This is a genomic window from Vreelandella olivaria (genome assembly GCF_023507745.1).
Lineage (GTDB): Bacteria > Pseudomonadota > Gammaproteobacteria > Pseudomonadales > Halomonadaceae > Vreelandella > Vreelandella olivaria_A.
This window is the reverse complement of record NZ_JALPZO010000073.1, coordinates 1-16332: the sequence shown is the minus strand read 5'-3', so window position 1 is coordinate 16332 and position 16332 is coordinate 1. Positions and strand designations below refer to the sequence as shown.

The window sequence follows — 16332 nt, the reverse complement described above, 5'->3', positions numbered from 1 at the left end:
TACACTCAAGCCCGTGGCTGTAGTTCTACTTTGCATAGCCGAGCATGTGGCGTTATCGCTAACATGATCGGCGCTTCACTAGCGTTAGAAAGGCTTGCCCCAGGCCAATACCAGGCATCGCCACTTGCTATATGCAGGGCAGCGTTATGCAGCGGTAAGCTTGAGGGATGCGACAAGTGATCAGTCATCCAGGCACGGCCGCCAATGGCGAAGAGGAGAGTGTCAGCATGAAGGTTGCGCATAAAGGGCTCGCCAGCAACTAACCAAGTCACACGGGCCTGCCAGTTTTGAGGCTGGTACATAACATTTAGCGCCCGACTCGGCCCATTGGGTAACAGGCAGCTCACTGCGGTCTCCCCATCAAACGTCACACTCTCATGGGGTGCCAAAACGGCGCATTGCTTACTGAATAGCAGCGTGACCGGCTGGTCGCCTATTACCGTAAAATGGCGTGTTACCTCTGGAATAACGGAAAAAGGCCCGGCCTTATCCAACTCAGCGATAGAGATACGCCAGCCCGGCGGCTCAGCGCCCACCTGGCAAGCCACCACGCGGGTGATACCACCGCCATTACGCCAGGCAACAGGGTTCAGCTCGGCAAACCTTAGCGTGGTTGGCAAGCTCATGGCTTAACACTCATGACGTGGCTTGTTTGCGATAGCTCATCGAAGCATCAATGCGACCAAGAATATAGTCCCCCGCTGCCACCGGTGGGTAAGCAGCCTGATCAGGCGCCACCCCCAGATCAACTGGGTCGACCCGAGCACCATAGTCGGGGTCATAAAAGGTAGCAATGGAGTAACGTTCGCGCCCACTGGTATTAATCACCCGATGCAAGGTGGATCGAAAGCGATCATTGGACCATCGCGCCAGCAGATCACCCACATTGACCACCAGTGAGCCTTCCATAAAAGGGGCGTCAATCCAGCGCTCGCTCTCCAACTCACGCACCTGCAAGCCACCCACAGCATCCTGGTAGAGCAACGTAACACATCCATAATCGGTATGCGGGGCGACGCCAAACTGGTCTGCGGGCCGATCATCCGCCTGCACGGGATAATAGACTGCCTGGGTGCGCTGTAACGGTTTGGTGTACTTAGCGGCAAAGAACTCGGGATCAATCTCCAGGCTCATCGCAATGGCGCGTAGCAGATCGGCGCCACAGTGCCCGACTTCAAGAAAGTAGCGATCCATTGCCTGCTGAAACTCCGGCATAAACCCAGGCCACTGGTTCGGCCCTCGCAGGGCCTCACCCGCCAACACGGCAGGGTCGTCTTCCGCCAGATCCAGGCCAAAACTATAGAACTCCTTCTCATCCGGCCGGGTTGCCTGATACATGGTGGCACCTCCCCGCCGGTGAAAACCGCGATGACATTTATTAACGGCTACCTCGGCCTTGCGCTCCAGCGGTTCGGCAAAAAAGCGCTGTGCTGCCTGCATGGCCTCATCTATCACCACTTGGGGTAAGCCATGATTGATGATGTAAAAGAAGCCCACCTGGGTACAGGCATCATGAATCGCTTTTCCAGCCCGGGCGAGACTTTCAAAGTCCCCGTCACGCACGCCCTGCATATCCACTAACGGTATCGTCATTGCTGAAGTTGACATTACTCATGCTCCCACGGTTAACGAAACGCTTGCCCTAACCCCTACAAGCGGAAGGTAGCCGCCATGCAAGAGAACCATACACAGGGCCACGATCAAAAAAGTATATACATACAAAAAAGCATCTCAGCTATTTTTAAACTGTCAACAATGTTTTTACAAGATCACTAAAAACGCACCAATAGCGTACATAAAGAAGATTAATTGCACTAAAAAACATCATCTATCAAAAAAACAGCTTAACGTTGAATAACTCAGTGTTTAAATATTGCATCATCATCACATACCTGTATATACATATTAACAGCGTACGACTACAACGATCACCCAAGGTACTCGCCAAGCGATTCAGAGGTAACCATGTCATCCATACTATGCATCTCTCCCGGTCACATCACCCTAGATACCCTGCGCGAACTTTATGAACTAAGTCCCACGCTTGAACTCGACCATGCCAGTCGCGATCGAGTCACCGCCGCCCAGGCTACCGTGAATACCATTCTGGATAGCGGGAGAACCGTCTACGGTATCAATACGGGCTTTGGCGTGCTGGCTCAAACCTCAATCCCACGGGCCTCGCTCACCGAGCTTCAGCGCAACCTGGTACTGTCACACAGTACTGGGGTGGGTGATGATCTGGATGACGCCACGGTGGGCTTGATAATGGCGCTCAAAGCAGCATCACTGGCACGGGGCCACTCCGGCGTGCGCTGGCTGATCATCGAAGCGTTGCTAGCGCTGTACAACGCTCGGGTATTTCCGTGCATTCCGGCTAAAGGCTCGGTGGGCGCCTCCGGGGATCTAGCACCGCTGGCCCATTTGGCCGCCACACTGCTTGGCGAAGGGCGCATGCGGCATCAGGGTCAAGAGATGCCCGCTATTGAAGGGCTTGCACGGGCAGGCCTTGAGCCGTTAACGCTAGCCCCTAAAGAGGGGCTTGCGCTGATCAACGGTACCCAGGTTTCCACCGCGCTAGCGCTACGCGGGCTGTTCGCCACCGAGAAGCTATTCACCGCAGCCGTGGTCGCTGGCAGTCTCTCTGTAGATGCACTGAAAGGCTCGGACACCCCGTTTGACGAGCGTATTCAGGCGGTACGCGGCCACCCAGGCCAATGTGATGTGGCCACCTTATACCGGGAATTACTCGCTGGCAGCCGTATCCGAGAATCTCATCTCGACTGCTCCCGCGTGCAGGACCCCTATTCGCTACGCTGCCAGCCTCAAGTGATGGGAGCCTGTCTGGATCATTTACGTTTCGCGGCAGGGGTATTCCTGCGCGAAGCAAATGCAGTCTCTGATAATCCCCTGGTCTTCGACAATGGCGATGTGCTCTCCGGCGGCAATTTTCATGCAGAGCCGATTGCCATGGCTGCCGATGTATTGGCACTGGTGATTGCCGAAATCGGTGCGCTTTCCGAACGCCGGATAGCCCAACTGGTAGATCCAACCCTATCAGGGCTGCCCGCCTTTTTGGTCGAGGATAGCGGTATCAATTCCGGCTTTATGATCGCCCAGGTGAGTGCTGCTGCACTCGCCTCGGAGAATAAGACCCTGGCCCATCCAGCCTCGGTGGATAGCTTGCCGACCTCCGCTAACCAGGAGGACCACGTCTCAATGGCCACCTTTGCGGCAAGGCGCCTGGCCGATATGGCGTTCAACTCCAGCGCCGTGGTCGCCATTGAGCTACTGGCAGCAGCCCAGGGCATTGAGTTTCACCGCCCCATGACGAGTTCTCCTGCGCTGGAAGAGGCGTTGGCACTCATCCGCCGCGACGTGAAGCAGTATGACCACGACCGCTACTTCGCTCCTGATCTGGTAGCGGCACAGCGCTTTGTCGATGATGCCATTTTCGACACACTACTGCCCCGTCCACGCCTGTATACCGAGGCGTGACATGCAACGGGCACCACATGAGCAGAACCTACTCATCCTACCGGGAGATAGCCCATGAACTCCGTCAGCATCGAGGACACAGCCTTTCTGGCGGCGCTGGTAGATACCTTTGGCGATAGCGTGCTGCTAGGTGAGGCGATTCCTGAATCCTGCCAGAGCGACTGGACCGGCCACGCCCCCTGTCGGCCACTGGCGTTAGTTCGCCCCGCAACAACCCAAGAGGTTTCCAGAGTACTGCGCTTTTGCAACGAGCATCGCCGCACCGTTGTTCCCCAGGGCGGCATGACGGGGCTGGCGGGCGGGGCCGTCCCCAGCGCAGACAGCATTGCACTGTCATTAGCCCGGCTCAGTGGAGTGGAAAGTGTTGACCGCGACGCCGCTACCTTAACAGTGCGGGCGGGAACAACGCTGCAGGCCGTCCAGGATGCTGCGGAGGAGGCAGGGTTTCGCTACCCGGTGGATTTCGGGGCACGGGGTTCCTGCCACATTGGCGGCACCCTTTCCACGAATGCAGGCGGCCATGGTGTGATTCGTCACGGTATGACCCGTGATCAGGTGCTCGGCATTGAAGTGGTGTTAGCCGATGGCAGGGTGTTGGATTTAATGAACAGCATGATTAAAAACAATACCGGCTATGACCTCAAACACTGCTTTATCGGCGCTGAGGGAACATTGGGTGTTATCACCCGCGCCGTGCTACGCTTATCGCCTCCTCAGAGTGATACTCACACGCTGCTATGCGCCCTGCCGGATTATCCTTCAGCGGTCTCATTTATGCACCGCCTGCGCCGGGCCAAGCTGGCACTCGAGGCGTACGAAGTGATGTGGCAGGACTTCTACACCATGAGCTGCGGTTGGCAAACCAAACAGCCGCCCCTACCGACCAACTACCCACTCTACGTGCTGTGTGAAGCGGAGGGGAGTGCAAACCATCTGGAGCTGGCACTTGAGGAAGCGTTGTCAGCCGGTGAAGTTGCAGATGCGGTATTGGCAAGCAGCACCACCCAGGCCCGCGAACTATGGGCGATTCGTGAGGCAACCGCCGAATTTCCCATCAAACTAGCCCCCATCAACTTCGATATCAGCTTGTCGATTCCCGATATTGGCAATTTTGTTGAGGCTGCAGAAGCGATGCTTCACAAGCACTGGATGGGCGTGCGGATTGTCAATTTCGGGCATATCGGCGACAGCAACCTCCACCTCACGGTGGACGGCCATTCTCTGACCGAAGACACTCCACAAACTCGCCATGCCATCGAGGCCGAGGTCTACCAGTTAGTCGGCGAGCGCGGCGGCTCAATTTCTGCCGAGCACGGCATTGGCCTGCTTAAACGTGACTTTCTTCATCACAGTGTCCACCCCGACACTCTGGAGGTGATGCGCACGCTCAAAAACGCCCTGGACCCTAATGGCACGCTTAACCCCGGCAAGCTACTCAGCTGAGAAACGTAGAGCCAAACGGGGCTGAACAAACAGATGGTTGCATGCACCCGAACAGTGCGCGGTATTTTTCGCGAATTAACGTATTAGCGTGCAAAACCACTATGTATATACAGGTAAATGTTTTCTGGCACGCCACTTGCAAAATAAAGCCGATACATCCAATCGGCATCTCAGCAAACGTTATTAAAAAAAGCAGTTCCTCCCACTGTTCTATGGAGTCATTACCCCATGAAAAAATGCAATCCATTCAGGCAGCCACTATGTATTTTAACGCTGGGCGTTGGCCTATCAATGGCGGTGAGTACCGCTTATGCAGATTTGCTTGAAGAGGTAAAGGAGCGCGGCGTTCTCAACATTGGCACCGAGTTCCACTTCGCACCTTTTGCCTATTTAGAAGCTGGCCAGCAGAGCGGCCTCAACTTAGAGCTAATGGAACGTATCGGGGAAGAGCTTGAGGTGAGTATCAATTGGATCGATCTCCCCTGGCCAAGCGTACTACCCGGCCTTGAAGCTGGAAACTATGATTTCGTGGCAGGCCCGGCCATGATTACCCGTGAACGAAAACTACGCTACAACTTCACGTTACCTATTGCTGAGGCCACCGTAGCGCTATTAAAACGCGCTGACGATGACTCAATACAAACCCCTGAAGACCTCTCCGGCAAAACCGCCGGCGGCGGGCGAGGCACTGCTCAACTTGAGCAGCTACAGGCCTTTGCTGCCGAATTACCCGAACCCCCTGCCATCACCGAGTATGTCGATTACAGCCAAACCTACGCCGACCTGGCTGCTGGGCGAATTGATGCCGTCGCTAACTCACTTCCCAATATCGCTTATACGGCGACCCAGCGTCCGATGTTTGAAGTCGTACATCCCCCCTTCGGCCAGCCCGCTTACTTCGGCTATATGGCACGCAACGATGAAGCATCCGCTTCACTGATTGATGCGATCAACGAAATCATTTTATCGATGCATGAGGATGGCAGTTTTGAAGAGCTGCAGACCAAGTGGTTCGGCCAGCCGATGGAAGTTCCCATCGAAGACTTTGAACCCGAAATCTAAACGCTAACTAACGTGCTCGGACGGCAGTTGAGCATGCCGTCCGGCATGCTCCCTCTCCCCTATAGGGATTCTGCCAATGTTCGACTGGCCAACGTTTGTCTTCAGCCTACCTCTGCTGGGAAAGGCACTGCTGATCACGCTTCAGACGTCGCTGCTTGGTAATGCCTTTGGCTTTGTTATTGCCATTCTTATCTCCAGCATGCAATTGGCCAAAATGCCATTACTCAGACGTCTCGGCGGAAGCTATATCTTTATCTTTCGCGGCGTACCGCTACTGGTCCAACTACTGGTCATCTACTACCTCGCCCCGATGTTAGGCCTACCCAACCTGTCACCGATGGTCGCTGCGGTGTTGGCACTCTCGCTCTGCTCAGGGGCCTACATTGCTGAAATCCTACGCGGTGGTCTGATGGCGATACCGCCCGGTCAACGCGAAGCGGCACATCTATTAGGCATGAGCCGCCCCGCTATTTTGCTGCGTATCGAGCTCCCCCAGGCCGTACAAAGCACCTTGCCCTCACTGGTTAACGAACTGGTATTACTTATCAAGGCCTCAGCGTTGGTCTCAGTCGTGGGCCTGGCGGACCTTACCCGCGTAGCCCAAAACCTGGCCGCCTCAGACTACTTGTTTTTCCAACACTACCTGGTATTGGCAGGCATCTACTGCCTTATCAATATTCCGCTGACCATGTTTGGGCGCCGGCTTGAGCGTCACCTGCAGAGGAGTCTGGCGTGACTTTCGATCTCACTATCATTACCGCCAACGCCGGAGCAATCTGGAACGCGTTTTTAGTCACTATCTATACGTGGTTGGCAGGCAGCGCTCTGGGCATCGTGGCTGGATTGGTGATCGCGGCGCTAATGCTATTTGGCGGTCGTCCACTTCAGCTATTGCTGCGCGGAGTCATTGAACTGGTACGCGGCACTCCCTTTTTGGTGATTCTCTTCCTGGTCTATTACGGCGGTCCAGCATTCGGTGTAAGACTTGGCGCGGTGACGGCGGGTGTGCTGTGTATCGCCGGCTACAGCAGCGTCTATTTTGCCGAAATATTTCGTAGCGGTTTTGCCGCCGTCCCCCGCGGGCAACTTGAAGCAGGCGAATGCCTCGGGCTTAGCCGCTTTGACTTACTGTGGCGGGTACAGCTGCCACAGATGCTGGTGCTCATTCTGCCAGCGATCGTCAATATGCTGACCATCCTGTGCAAAGAGACCGCCGTCCTCTCCATTATCACGGTGCCGGAGCTAACCGCCGTGCTTACCGGTATTGGTACCCGCACCTTCACCTTTATTGAAACGCTTTTGGTGCTATGTATCGCCTATCTATTGCTTATCGAGATCACCTCACGCGCGGGCAGATGGCTTGAGCGCCGCGTCGGCACTTATTTGCAGCGCTGAACAGGAGCCAGCCATGCCTCTCACTCTCTCCCCTACTACCACTATCTCAACAGAACCGGCTAAAGGCGCTAATACAGCCACGCCGATCATACATCTTTCCGCCGTTGGTAAGCGCTACGGCAACCATCAGGTGCTTTCTAACATTAACCTGGATGTGCATCACTCGGAGGTGGTCTGTTTAATCGGCCCCTCAGGCTCCGGCAAAAGCACGCTACTTCGCAGCATGGCGTTCCTGGAGGAGTATGACGAGGGGGAAATCCATATCGAAGGGCGATTACTGGGTTGGGAAATTGATGACAGAGGGCGACGAAAACACGCCGGACGAAACCGGCTTAACCAGGCCCGGCGCAACCTTGGCATCGTCTTCCAGCAGTTCAACCTCTGGCCTCATATGACGGCCATGGGCAATGTCACTGAAGCCCTGGTACGGGTGAGGCGCATGAAGCGCAGCGATGCCGAAAAACGCGCCATGACGGTACTTGAAAAGGTGGGGCTTGCCGAGAAGGCACACCAGTACCCAGCGCGACTCTCCGGGGGACAGCAGCAACGTGTGGCAATTGCCCGAGCCCTGGCCATGGAACCCAAGATCATGCTCTTTGATGAACCAACCTCGGCACTTGATCCCGAATTGGTAGGAGAAGTGCTGGCGGTAATGAAGCAGCTCGCACTGGAAGGTATGACGATGGTGGTGGTGACCCACGAAATGGGCTTTGCCGCCCAAGTCGCCAATAGCGTCGTCTTTCTCGATCAAGGCAGTATCGTCGCACGCGGCACACCAAGCGAAGTATTTCGTGACACTCAGCACCCTCGTCTACGCCAGTTTCTACAGAACTACCTTGATCGCAACGCTTTCTGGCACACCACGCCGGAGCAGGAGAACTAATGCTGCCCAACGACCCCACTCCCCTGGCGCGCCGTGAGGTTCGCGAACTTCAGCGCTACAATGCCGGACTCTCCAGCGAGCAGGTAGCTAAGCGATTTGGGGTATCACAGATCGCAAAACTCGGCAGTAACGAAAATCCGTATGGCCCCTCACCCCAGGTGGGTGCGGCAATCTCAAGCGCGATGGCGGATAGCGGTCTCTACCCCGACGCCGCCTGCAGCCTGTTGCGGGATGCCCTGTCAGCACGTTTGGGGGTTACCCCCGAGCAAATGGTATTTGGCAATGGCTCAGAGGATCTGATTGCCATTTTATGCCGGGTGTTTCTTGACCATGGCGACAAGCTGGTCACCATCACTCCAGCATTTGGCCTGCATACGCTCTACCCTCACTCGTTAGGAGCACAGGTTCACGCAGTGCCTATGCTGGCCGATGGTGGATTCGATATTGAAGGGCTAATCGATGCGCTGGCCGTGCCACCCCGCATGCTGATGTTCTCCTCACCCTCCAACCCGGTGGGCAGCGCACTATCGGCAAGCCAACTGGAGCAGATACTCAGTGCGCTTACACCGGCCACGCTACTGGTCTTCGACGAGGCCTACTACGAGTATGCCCTGGCCAGCCCTGGTTATCCGGATGTGCTGACTCAACTGGCCGAACAGCAGACTCCCTGGATCGTTTTAAGGACTTTCTCAAAAGCCTACGCATTGGCAGGACTACGTGTGGGCTATGGCGTTGTCAGCAGTGCGGCATTGGCCGACTTAATTGATCGCCTGCGCACACCTTTTAACGTCAACCGCCTCGCCCAGGTCGCAGCCCTTGCAGCGTTACAAGATGAAGCACACCTGCAAGCAGGCCTCGCCGCAACGATTCGCGAGCGCGAAAGGCTCAACCAGGCGCTGACTGAGATGGGGATCAATGTCGTGCCTTCACTAACTAACTTTTTGTTTTTCGAAACTGATCAACCCTCAGCGCAATTGCATGAGACGCTGCTGGCGTACGGCGTGATCGTTAAGCCTTGGCTCGAGCCGGAATATACCTGTTGGACTCGTGTGTCGATCGGAAGCCCGGATGAGAACGACCAGTTTCTTGCCGCGCTCTCGCGCTCACTGCGCCCTCCAATGATTCCGTGATGCTCGTAATTAACATGCTTGCAACGCTCTGACATGGCTATCTCAACCTCTTTATAAGGTGCTTAAAGCAATGCGTACGATGAACATAACTGTCAGCCTGGATGACTCGGTGCTTGCAACCTTTCAGCGGGAAGGTGCCGTGGTACTACGCGGTTTCTTCAGCGATTGGATAGCGCCGCTACGTGAAGGGGTCGAGGCACTAATCGCATCACCCAGCCCATTGGAACGCTCCTACCAGCCGAGTGATGGTTCAGCGCCCTTCTTCCAGGATCTATGCAACTGGCAGCGTATCGAGCCTTTTTCGCGTTTTGTTGAAGCGTCTGCCACCGCAGAGCTTGCGTGTAAGCTCATGGGGTCCCAGCAAGCGCAGTTCTTCCATGACCACGTGTTGGTTAAAGAGCCCGGCTCCTCTCAGATAACCCCCTGGCACCAGGATCAGCCCTACTATTGTGTGGAAAGTACCCAGTGCGTTAGCTTTTGGATTCCGTTAGATCCCGTGGCAATGGAGACTTCGCTTAAATGTATTGCTGGCTCACACCAGTGGAACAAGCTTCACCGCCCCAAACGCTTTGATGGCACCGACCTTTATCAAGATGATACCCGTGAAGAGCTACCGGATATCGATGCCGATCCCTCAAATTACCGCATACTACAGTGGGCGTTAGAACCGGGAGACGCCGTCGCGTTTGATTTCCGAACCGTACATGGGGCTTCAGCCAACACCACGACACAACGTCGTAGGGTATTCTCTGCTCGCTGGGTAGGCGACAATGCGCGTTTCGTCGACCGGGGTGGAAAAGGCTCTCCACCCTTTGCAAACCTCACCTTGCAGGATGGCGATGCGTTGACGGGGCCGGAATTCCCTGTTGTTTACCAACAACCATAGAATCCAGGCCTCATTATGTTGCAAATGGAGTAGTGGATGAAAAAAACCGACACCGATAGCGCGGCCACACCAAAGGCACTTTATTTGCAGGCCAAGCAGTTTGTGCTTGATCGCACGGCTTCTGGATATTGGAAACCGGGTGACATGATTCCATCTGAAAACCAGTTAGTGCATGAACTCGGTATGTCACGCATGACGATTAACCGGGCACTAAGGGAACTCACTAATGAAGGCTATCTAGAGCGCACCAGCGGCGTAGGTACTTTCATTGCTGAGCGCAAGCCCCACTCCAACTTGCTACAAATCGCCAATATTGCGGACGAAATCCTTCTACGTGGCCACCGTTATCACTGCGAGGTGCTTGAACTCGGGCGGGTGGCCGCCCCCTTTACCATTGCCTCAGCCCTTGAGCTACCGACCGGCAGTTCGGTGTATCACCTACGCTGCGTGCATTATGAAGAGGGTCTCGCAGTTCAGCTTGAGGAGCGCTATGTGTCACCAGCCATGGCACCTGACTTTATTCATCAGCAGTTCAACGACACGCTACAGCCCTCGCGCTATCTACTTAATACTATTCCTGTTGACGAAATCGAGCATATCGTCGATGCACTTTTGCCCTCAGAAGAGGATGCCGAAGCTCTCGACATTGAACCCAATGAGCCATGCTTAGCCCTGATGCGACGCACATGGAGCGCCTCACGCGTTGTCACCTATGTTCAATTTCTCCATCCCTCGACGCGTTATCGGTTAGGCAGCCGCTTTCACGTTGATGCGGCGTCTCACGCAGGATAATTATCTTGCCAGCATATTAAGTTTCGGCTTTCCATCAGCAAATGCGGCTTGTTATGTATATTGGCAGCCGGTTTTATCCAGAGGGCTAGGGGTAAGTGACTCCTGAAACTAAAAGGAGGGCCGTGTTATCTTAAGCCCACCAGGCAGTGCTTCCTGGTGGCTCGCATACTTGGCATTAAGATCCATCCCAATAGGGTATGGGTGCCGACTTTGCGCAGTACGAAATGCATTGACACTGTTCCTTAGCGAGGTAGCCTCTCCACGTAGGGCATCGGCTACGCGGCGATAACTCTCCATATCCCTTACACTGGCTTGCGTCGTCGTATCAATATGGGTGATCGCCACCCCAACTTGAGAAATACCATCACTTTGCTCCGTAGCCGCCCGGCTTATCTCTTCCATCAAATCATTTACTTTTTGGCTTGCCGTGCGAATTCTTAACGTTGCAGCACGTGTCTCGTGAGTATGGGCAGCACTTTCGATAACGCTTTGATTAGTGCTTTCAATCATCCCCTGTACCTCCTTCGCAGCTTCGGCGGTTTGATTGGAGAGCTTACGCACTTCTTGGGCAACCACTGCAAAGCCAAGACCATGCTCGCCAGCTCTTGCCGCTTCCACCGATGCATTCAACGCCAGGATATTCGTCTGGAAGGCAATCGTGTCAATCGTCTGCACCATTACTTTCATTCTTTCTGACTTATTCGTTAAATCCTCCATGGCACGATTCAACTCATCGGTTAGCCGGGTCGCGCTGTCTACCTCATGCAGATTTCCCTCTGCTGCCTGACTGGCTAACTGAGCATTACTCGCACTCTGCCTGACCGTACTCGATATTTCTTCCATGCTGGCTGCCGTTTGCTGTACTGCACTGGCCTGCTGTTCGAGACGGTCGGACATATTGCTATTATTGCTGACGATTTCATCCACAACTGGTGAAATGACATTCATATTACGTTGAATATCATTTGCCATTGATAACAAGGAGCGACGCATTAACTGAAGTGCATCCAGTGTGCTTTTTAAAGTATGCCGCTGGGTTGAGGGAACAGTAGCGTTCAGGTTTCCAGCTGCCAACTGAAGTGCAATATCTTTAAGTGAACGGATAGCGCCAGGAAGAGAGCCTAACACAGCCACATTAACCCCAAGCAACAGTGCACTTAAAATAAATGCACACATCATTGCTTGCCATATTGTCAGTGCCCAATGAGCACTAGCCACCATACCCGAAACTAATAGCCCAACACTCAAAACAGTTACCACTGCCACCCTGGAATAGACGCTTTTAACACTGAACTGAGGCAGTAAACCCAGCACACCTCGCCGCTTTAGATTTCCCCGTTTTAGGTAATAAGAGCAACTCTTTTCACGCATCTGACGGTAAATTTTTTCAAAGTAGCGGGCTTTATCTTCTCCTGCGTATGAACGTAAAGACGCATAGCCCTGTAACTCGCCTTGTTCCACGACTGGAACCACATTCGCATGAACCCAGTAATGATCACCATTCTTACGGCGGTTTTTCACATACCCTTGCCAGGAGCGCCCCTCACGCAGGGTTTTCCACATATCACGATAGACTTCCGGCGGCATATCAGGGTGCCGGACCACGTTATGGGGTTCATTGATTAACTCTTCAGCATCAAAGCCACTTACTTCAATAAAACGCGGATTTGCATAGGTAATATACCCATTTGAATCTGTTCGGGATATTAGGAAATCATCAGGATCAATAGGATAGTTTATTTGAGAAACATAACCATTATTGCGCATACCCACCTCCATGTACCAGATATTAGTTTTGAATATATTTTTATTCCTAAGTCTAATCAATAAGTGTAGCACCCGCTGTGTTTAGTGTGCCCAATAATTCTCCAAATCATACCTAGGCTTGATTTTTCACCATATTTAGCTAAGCAGTAAGGATCACAGAGATACATGGATACGCTTGCTGTCTTGGTGATGGCCTTGTGTCCTACAAATCCCAAACAATTGCCCGACACGATAAAGATGGACGAGCAAAATCGATCTCCCTACTTGTATGGCACGTTAGTGCACATCTATTAAAGCCACATGCTATCGCTAGCGGTTATCAAGACGCTCCGAGCGATAAAACTGCCACTCATTCTCAACACGTCCATTCGGCAAGCGGCAATACCTGCCCTGCCCAAAGCGATTTTCACGTATTTCGGTTTCTCCACCCACACGTTGGCAGTAGTCAGCCGCAGCCCTTCGTATATCAGTTTGAGCATGCAAAGAATCATTATTCACCGCACAGCCGACAAGCAGCATAAGGGTCATCAGGATCAACCAAGGTTTCATGTGTACGTTCCTTAATACAGGTACAAGCCTTGAACTGATAAACACAGCAGGGATCGCCCTAGAGAATCCATTTAATTCAAATATTGGCACCCTGTAGCGAAATGCGCACAGGCACCGACTTAGCCGCAGGTGTATGGCTGCCTTCAGCGTGTTGGTAAAGTGGGATTAAGGCATTGGTTTCAGGATAATAGGCACCAATACACCCCCTTGGGATGTCATAAGGCACCACGGTAAAACCATCCATACTTCTATGGATGCCATCATCAGAAACGGCAGTTAGGCTGACGACACCTCCCCGTTTCAGGCCAAAGCGCTTGATATCTTCCTGGTTGACCATAACCACCATGCGTGTTCCCTCAATGCCACGAAAGCGATCACTGTATCCATAGATAGTGGTATTGAACTGATCGTTACTGCGTAGCGTAATAAGCCGCAAAATGGAATCGTCCTCCCCAGTATCAAAGCTTGCCTGCAGCGCTCGGGGTATTGTGAAATTTGCTTTTCCGTTTTTTGTTTTCCATATCCGCTCGCGTGCCGGAATTGAGCGGGCAAAGCCACCAGGGTGCTCAATACGCTGGTTGAACCCGGCAAACATCTCTGGCCACGTCACTTCCATTGCGTCGCGAATCGTTGCGTAATCGGCAACCCAGCCATCCCAGTTGACATTCGCATCAGCTCCCACGGTTGCTTTAGCAAGCTCTGCAACAATCCAGGGCTCTGATCTTAAATGTGGGCTGGCAGGTGTACGCATGCCTCTGGACTTGTGAAAAATTGCCGTTGAGTCTTCCGTTGTTACGATCTGCTCGCCACTGTTTTGACGATCAACCTCTATCCTGCCAAGGCAGGGCAACAGGTAGGCAGAACGTCCATTAAAAAGGTGTGTTCTGTTTAGCTTGGTCGCAATCTGCACCGTAAGCTGCATGTCAGTCCAGTGGCTTTCCATCTGCTCGCGGTCTGGTATAGCGCGCAGAAAGTTGCCACCGAGCCCAACAAAGGCATCAACATCGCCCTTGATGATAGCCTTGCATGCATTTACGGTATTCAGCCCTTCATCCCGTGGCGCTTTGAAATCAAACTGTTTTTCCAACTGATTCAGTGGTGCCAGGTCAGGTTTCTCAGCAATCCCCACCGTCCGCTGCCCCTGCACATTGGAATGCCCACGCACCGGGCAAATACCCGCGCCACGCTTACCAATATTACCCCGCATGAGCAAAAGGTTGACCAGCATCTGCACAGTATCGACACCCAGTTTGTGCTGAGTAAGCCCCATGCCGTAAATACCAATGGCACTGCCCGAACGCGCATACTCTTTAGCCACAGCCTCCAAATCTTTGCGTGCAACTCCGCCTTCCCGTTCAAGTTCAGGCCAGTTTTGCGCTCTCAAAAACGCTGCCACTTTTTCAAAACCAGAGGTGTGATGCTCAATAAACTCAGTATCGAGAACACGCACAGCGCCCGCTTTTTGAGCTTCATCATCAAGATCAAGCAGTGCCTTACCAATGCCCGCAATCACCGCAATATCACCGCCCGCTCGTACCTGGTGATAGAGCGAACTAATACGCGTTTCGTTAAGTGTGAGCATTTGGAGTGGGTCTTGTGGATTGATAAACCGCTCAAGACCACGCTCCCGCAAGGGGTTGAAGGTGGCAACAGTGGCTCCGCGCTTTACGGCATCTTTAAGCTGATGAAGCATACGGGGACTATTGGAACCCACGTTTTGACCAAACGACAAAATCATATCGACTTCATCGAAATCTTCTAACATCACGGTTCCTACAGGAACACCAATGACCTCTGGCAAGGCTACAGAGGTAGTTTCATGGCACATGTTTGAGCTATCGGGTAGATTATTATTGCCATAAATACGCGCGAATAACTGATACATGTAGGACGTTTCAAGCGATGCTCGACCCGACGCATAAAAGACAGAACGCCTGGGATCACGCCCTCGAATCTCCTTCAACTCTCTGGCAATACCGCTAATGGCCTCTTCCCAACTAACCGGCTCATACCGATCCGTCTGGTGGCTAAAGCGCATAGGGTGAGTAATCCGTCCTTCATTTTCCAGGTCATAATCCGACCATCCCCGCAACTCGGTGACGGTATAGGCTTCAAAGAATTCGGGCGTGGTTCGTTTTTTGGTAATTTCAGCAAAAGTCGCCTTTGCGCCGTTCTCACAGAACTCAGCAGGACGGGTATGCCCAGGCTTAGCCCAGGCACAGCCGACACACATAAACCCTTCCGGTTTGTTTTGCTTTGAGAGTTCAGCGACAGCACTTGGAATAAGCCGCTCCTTCGCCATGTGTTTTGCAACTGACCTGACAGATCCCCAGCCTCCTGCCGGGCCGCGATATGGCTTGAACCTCAGTTCATGCGGCATAAATCACCTCATCCAATCCGTGATATGAGCTTGCCACCCAGTTGCGCAGCACAACCGCATACAGCAACAACAACGGCTGAACCAATAGCAAAAGAGGTATGCAATTTATGGTAGACGCAATAAAGAACACCTGCCGTGACAAAATTGTAACAAGACAGATACATTAGAAATGTACAAGGGATTGGTAATTTGCATTAATCCACTGGTCGAATGGCACTATCACCGCGGCAAGCCGGTAATTCGAGAGGTATGTACCAGTGGGTAACCAAGCCAGAAAGCGAAGGGTTAAAGGACGTTGGGAGAGTGATATAAAGACAAAAAAGGGGTATGGCCTGGCAGGAGTCTAAAAAGTAGCATAACATGCTGATAATTAATAAAATTAATATACTTAAACCAGAGGCAATATACCACTCCGTATACCGGTGATTTTCAACCCAGTTGTCCAAATGACGGCTCTTAAGCAGCCTTTTTATTACGCTCAATTTCCTGCACTTTCCCTGGGTTAAGCGACACTGAACCAGTGACCTCCCAGTTTCGGGTGCTTCCC

The 16332-nt window shown here is 53.1% G+C and carries 13 protein-coding genes and 1 pseudogene; 9 read left to right on the top strand and 5 right to left on the bottom strand.

All coding sequences use genetic code 11. The annotated features are described in order from the left end of the window. Positions 1-5 precede the first annotated feature (5 nt). Both HP566_RS06460 and HP566_RS06455 read right to left on the bottom strand, forming a co-directional pair. Positions 6-626, bottom strand: coding sequence for a HutD/Ves family protein (locus tag HP566_RS06460; RefSeq protein WP_249976445.1), 621 nt, complete (start codon positions 624-626; stop codon positions 6-8). 10 nt (positions 627-636) lie between these two features. Next, positions 637-1608: an isopenicillin N synthase family dioxygenase gene (locus tag HP566_RS06455; RefSeq protein ID WP_249976444.1), complete on the bottom strand. Its 972-nt coding sequence runs from the start codon at positions 1606-1608 to the stop codon at positions 637-639. Between the two features lie 357 nt (positions 1609-1965). On the opposite strand from HP566_RS06455, the gene hutH reads away from it, so the two are divergent. The 9 genes from hutH (at position 1966) to hutC (ending at position 11089) form a co-directional block, all read left to right on the top strand. After that, positions 1966-3498: a histidine ammonia-lyase gene (hutH, locus tag HP566_RS06450; protein WP_249976443.1), complete on the top strand. Its 1533-nt coding sequence runs from the start codon at positions 1966-1968 to the stop codon at positions 3496-3498. Between the two features lie 54 nt (positions 3499-3552). Next, on the top strand, positions 3553-4941 hold the full coding sequence (locus HP566_RS06445; RefSeq protein ID WP_249976442.1) for an FAD-binding oxidoreductase: 1389 nt from the start codon (positions 3553-3555) through the stop codon (positions 4939-4941). Between the two features lie 228 nt (positions 4942-5169). After that, positions 5170-6003 carry a transporter substrate-binding domain-containing protein gene (locus HP566_RS06440; protein WP_249976441.1) on the top strand — a complete coding sequence of 278 codons (834 nt, stop codon included), beginning with the start codon at positions 5170-5172 and terminating at the stop codon, positions 6001-6003. A 76-nt stretch (positions 6004-6079) separates the two neighbouring features. After that, positions 6080-6739: an amino acid ABC transporter permease gene (locus HP566_RS06435; RefSeq protein ID WP_249976440.1), complete on the top strand. Its 660-nt coding sequence runs from the start codon at positions 6080-6082 to the stop codon at positions 6737-6739. After that, positions 6736-7398 (top strand): amino acid ABC transporter permease, encoded by a 663-nt coding sequence (locus HP566_RS06430; protein WP_249976439.1) that lies wholly within the window; start codon positions 6736-6738, stop codon positions 7396-7398. The genes HP566_RS06435 and HP566_RS06430 overlap by 4 nt, the downstream gene beginning before the upstream one ends. Before the next feature lie 13 nt (positions 7399-7411). Then, on the top strand, positions 7412-8281 hold the full coding sequence (locus HP566_RS06425; RefSeq protein ID WP_284041345.1) for an amino acid ABC transporter ATP-binding protein: 870 nt from the start codon (positions 7412-7414) through the stop codon (positions 8279-8281). Beyond that, the gene (gene hisC, locus HP566_RS06420) at positions 8281-9411 is read left to right on the top strand and encodes a histidinol-phosphate transaminase (RefSeq protein WP_249976438.1); all 1131 of its coding nucleotides are present in this window, start codon (positions 8281-8283) and stop codon (positions 9409-9411) included. Before HP566_RS06425 ends, hisC begins: the two co-directional genes overlap by 1 nt. Before the next feature lie 70 nt (positions 9412-9481). Then, complete coding sequence (locus HP566_RS06415) at positions 9482-10297, top strand: phytanoyl-CoA dioxygenase family protein (protein ID WP_249976437.1); 816 nt, start codon at positions 9482-9484, stop codon at positions 10295-10297. Between the two features lie 36 nt (positions 10298-10333). Then, positions 10334-11089, top strand: coding sequence for a histidine utilization repressor (gene hutC / locus HP566_RS06410; RefSeq protein ID WP_249976436.1), 756 nt, complete (start codon positions 10334-10336; stop codon positions 11087-11089). 108 nt (positions 11090-11197) lie between these two features. On the opposite strand, the pseudogene HP566_RS06405 reads toward hutC, so the two are convergent. The 3 genes and pseudogenes from HP566_RS06405 to HP566_RS06395 all read right to left on the bottom strand — a co-directional run. After that, positions 11198-12796: pseudogene (locus HP566_RS06405) on the bottom strand (methyl-accepting chemotaxis protein); the annotation flags it as partial. 369 nt (positions 12797-13165) lie between these two features. Then, complete coding sequence (locus HP566_RS06400; protein WP_249976434.1) at positions 13166-13405, bottom strand: putative hemolysin; 240 nt, start codon at positions 13403-13405, stop codon at positions 13166-13168. Positions 13406-13481: 76 nt separating this feature from the next. Next, a complete protein-coding gene (locus tag HP566_RS06395; RefSeq protein WP_284041344.1) occupies positions 13482-15785 on the bottom strand; it encodes an FdhF/YdeP family oxidoreductase in 2304 nt (767 codons plus the stop codon). Between the last annotated feature and the right edge of the window lie 547 nt (positions 15786-16332).

What these genes read in the sequence shown, in the direction of transcription:
- HP566_RS06425 (WP_284041345.1), top strand. Translation starts at nt 7,412, where the DNA reads ATGCCTCTCACTCTCTCCCCTACTACCACTATCTCAACAGAACCGGCT.
- HP566_RS06415 (WP_249976437.1), top strand. Translation starts at nt 9,482, where the DNA reads ATGCGTACGATGAACATAACTGTCAGCCTGGATGACTCGGTGCTTGCA.
- HP566_RS06440 (WP_249976441.1), top strand. Translation starts at nt 5,170, where the DNA reads ATGAAAAAATGCAATCCATTCAGGCAGCCACTATGTATTTTAACGCTG.
- hisC (WP_249976438.1), top strand. Translation starts at nt 8,281, where the DNA reads ATGCTGCCCAACGACCCCACTCCCCTGGCGCGCCGTGAGGTTCGCGAA.
- HP566_RS06445 (WP_249976442.1), top strand. Translation starts at nt 3,553, where the DNA reads ATGAACTCCGTCAGCATCGAGGACACAGCCTTTCTGGCGGCGCTGGTA.
- HP566_RS06435 (WP_249976440.1), top strand. Translation starts at nt 6,080, where the DNA reads ATGTTCGACTGGCCAACGTTTGTCTTCAGCCTACCTCTGCTGGGAAAG.
- HP566_RS06395 (WP_284041344.1), bottom strand. Translation starts at nt 15,785, where the DNA reads ATGCCGCATGAACTGAGGTTCAAGCCATATCGCGGCCCGGCAGGAGGC.
- HP566_RS06400 (WP_249976434.1), bottom strand. Translation starts at nt 13,405, where the DNA reads ATGAAACCTTGGTTGATCCTGATGACCCTTATGCTGCTTGTCGGCTGT.
- HP566_RS06455 (WP_249976444.1), bottom strand. Translation starts at nt 1,608, where the DNA reads ATGTCAACTTCAGCAATGACGATACCGTTAGTGGATATGCAGGGCGTG.
- hutC (WP_249976436.1), top strand. Translation starts at nt 10,334, where the DNA reads ATGAAAAAAACCGACACCGATAGCGCGGCCACACCAAAGGCACTTTAT.
- hutH (WP_249976443.1), top strand. Translation starts at nt 1,966, where the DNA reads ATGTCATCCATACTATGCATCTCTCCCGGTCACATCACCCTAGATACC.
- HP566_RS06460 (WP_249976445.1), bottom strand. Translation starts at nt 626, where the DNA reads ATGAGCTTGCCAACCACGCTAAGGTTTGCCGAGCTGAACCCTGTTGCC.